The sequence below is a fragment of the Cobetia sp. genome (genome assembly GCF_983723665.1).
In genome coordinates this window covers 1-3153 of record NZ_CFDJES010000060.1, presented here as the reverse complement: position 1 = coordinate 3153, position 3153 = coordinate 1, and the positions used below count along the sequence as shown (strand labels likewise).

Genomic DNA, 3153 nt, shown 5'->3' with positions numbered 1-3153 from the left:
GATCGCATCGACCCTCTCACCGGCCGGCCGCAAGCCTATCAACCGCACTGACCAAACCTTTCACACATTGCACTCGGAGACGTCTGTCAGCGATTTTGCTACTCTGCGCTGCCGTGCTTCACGCTGACCCGAGTTTATTTAATGACACATGGCACACCGCAAGACACTCGCATTCGCCCCGCCACCTCAACATGGCGAATGCTGGTAACTCTCACTTTATCTCTGGCGATTCTCGTACCCACTACAGCGCAGTCAGACGATGATATGCGCTTTGACCAGCCGGAAGCCTTCGCCACCCTGAAGAAGGCGGTCAGCTATTTCGATGAAATGGACACCTTGCCGGAAGAGGCATGGATCAGCCGCGATCAAGCGTCTGCGCGCAGCGATATGGACGAGATGATCGAGGAAGCCATGCAGGCCCTCGACGTGCCACAACTCTCGACACTGCGCAGCACCTATCGCCAGGTCGAGGACAAGATTCGCGAATCGCGTAGCGAAATTTCCGAGTTGAAGGAAAAGCGCATCCTCGCGCCGGACACCGATGTCTCGACGCTGACGCGCCTCACGCCCACCGATACCCTGCGCGAATTCACCGCCAGCACGCGCGGCGATTATGATCTGCTGATCGCCGCGCATGAGAAGAACATCGCCGCCTATCAAGGCGAGCTGACCACGCTGGAAGGCAAGCTGGCCGCGCGACTCGAGGAGATCGGCATCACCCTGACGCCGGACCAGGTGCAGGTGTGGCTGTCCTCGGTGGTCGGCGATGATGTGTTGACCATGAGTGTCGTGTTCGCCAGCATCAAGTCGGTGGCCCAGCAGCTCGCCGAGCTGACCCGCGACAGCGGCGAGAACCTCGACTACGCGCGCCGTTATTACGGCATGGTCGTCATGCTTCACCGCATGATCGTGACCATGCAGCAGGACTTCATCACGCGCGTGAATGATGAGGTATTGCCGCAACTGCAAGGCTTCGCCGACGAAGCCGAGGCCACCACGCGCGAAGCTCGCACGCTGATCAAGCAAGGCGGATCACGCGAGAGCCTGGAGAACAACATCCGCGCCAATGCGCTGACGCTCAAGACAATCAACCTGTATCGCTCGCTGGTGACCGAGCAGCGCGACCGCGTCACGACCTCTCTGACCAAGAGCCAGCGCGAGCTTGCGGTGGCGACCAATACCTATCGCACCGTCAAGCTCAGCGCCCACGTCGCCGACCTGATCCGCCAGGGCGTCAAGACCTTCGACACCTTGGCCGGCCTGCAGGTACCGGTCGCCACCAGCTTCGAGAACAGCGCCATGCGCGAGGAATTCCGCAAGCTGACCGAGCGCATGCAGCAGGCAAAATAACCCACGCAATCAGCGTCGATACCACGCCTTCGCCTGTCCGGCGAAGGCGTTTTCAGTTGTGGCGCCGAATATCCCGCATGCTCAGAATGCTCTCCAGCGTGCGTCTCAGGCGCGCCACCTCGCTGACCAGACTCTCGCCCGCCAGCATGCCGACCCCCAGCACCAGCCCGCGTCGTGAATCCTCACGGCTGCAGACCATGCTCAGTGGCCGCACGATCAGGTGCTCCTTGACCATCAGCTGCGCGACGCGCTGATCGTCGATCTCGGGGGCGAACTGCACGCACAGACTGATGCCGCGCGACGGCGGTGAGACGCTGATCACACCCTTCACCTGACACAGCTGGTCATGCACCACCTGCTGCCGGCCGAGATAATCGCGCTGGATGCGCTGATACCAGGCGTCCAGATCGCCATCGGCGATGAACTGCGCCAGCACCGCCTGATCCAGCATGCGCCCCTCACGGAACACCTCGCTGCGCAGGCGATTCATCGGCCCGGCCAGCGCGCGCGGCACTACCAGATAGCCCAGCCGCAGCCCGGGAAACATCAGCTTGGAGAACGAGCCCACCAGCAGGCGATTGCCGGAATCGGGATCAAACAGCAGCTCGCCGTGATCATCACCACTGAACTCGTAATCATCCTCGAGGATATAGGCAGGCTGACAGGCCTCGCAGAGTGTCTGCTTGTCACGCCGCGAGGTGGGCACACTCAGCGGATAGTGGTGCGAACCGGTAAAGTAGGCGATCTGCACCGGCCCGTCGCCAAGCGAGGTGAGATCGTGTCCTGCCTCACTTGTCGTATCACTCGTCGTATCGCTCACCGGCCGCCAGGGAATCTGCCGGGTCTCGAGGCCTGCGGCCAGAAAGACATTGCGCGCGCCCCAATAACAGGGCGACTCCATTACCACCCGCTGCCCGGCATCCGCCAGCGCCAGCGCGCACAGCTCGATGCCGTGGTGAGTGCCCTCGGTGATGATGATCTGCTGGGTATCACAATCGATATTGCGCCAACGACGCAGAAAATCGCGGATCTCACGCTTGAGCGGGCCATAGCCGCCGCTGGAGTAGGACAGCAGCAGCGCGTTGTGGGGCACCGTCACGCTCGCATACAACTGACGCCACTTGCGCATCGGAAAGCGCGCGATATCCGGGATGCCCGGTACGAAGGCACCACTCTGGATCAGACTCGCCCCTTGCCCGCCCAACACCTTGCGGGCCCGAGCCGACAACGGCAGCGGTGCCGGTGCTGCCCCCGCCGCGCCCGACCCTGATTCACCCGGCCCTAACTCCGCCGACCCAATCTCCCCCGACCCCGCGCTTGCCCGGCGCGCATGCGGGCGACGCGTCCAGGTGCCCTGACCCTGGCCGGTGTGCAGATAGCCCTCCTCGATCAGCGACTTGATCGCCAAGGCCAGCGTATTGCGCGCCACTCCCAGCGCCTCACACAGCTTGCGATGCGGCGGCAGCCGCGCGCCCAGTGGCCATTGCTCACGAATCACCTCGAGCAACGCCTGCTCCAGCCGCACCTGCTTGCCCAGCGTCTCGGACTGGCGGCGATAACATTCGATCAGCGGCTCAAGCGCGGCCAGTTCCATTCAGGTCTCCCATTGCCATAGTCGTTGCCGTTGTCGTAGTGCTGTCACGCAGCATCCCGAGGTCGTCCCCCCCCCGCCAGCCACTCGCCTGACAGGCGGCGCGCAGCGCCCATTCAGCCCTGATTATCCGCAGCCCCTGCTGATTGGTCCAGTCAAACGCAAAATTGGTCTATTCGCCATCGGGCATGGCGCTGGTAGCGTGTGTTTCA

Annotated in this window: 2 protein-coding genes; one reads left to right on the top strand and one right to left on the bottom strand. The window is 62.8% G+C overall.

The features are described 5' to 3' along the window. The first annotated feature begins 264 nt into the window (after positions 1–264). On the top strand, positions 265–1350 hold the full coding sequence (locus AC4FAH_RS07925; RefSeq protein WP_284727523.1) for a hypothetical protein: 1086 nt from the start codon (positions 265–267) through the stop codon (positions 1348–1350). Positions 1351–1402: 52 nt separating this feature from the next. On the opposite strand, the gene AC4FAH_RS07920 is transcribed toward AC4FAH_RS07925, so the two are convergent. Next, positions 1403–2944 carry an aminotransferase-like domain-containing protein gene (locus AC4FAH_RS07920; RefSeq protein ID WP_284727524.1) on the bottom strand — a complete coding sequence of 514 codons (1542 nt, stop codon included), beginning with the start codon at positions 2942–2944 and terminating at the stop codon, positions 1403–1405. Positions 2945–3153: the final 209 nt, after the last annotated feature.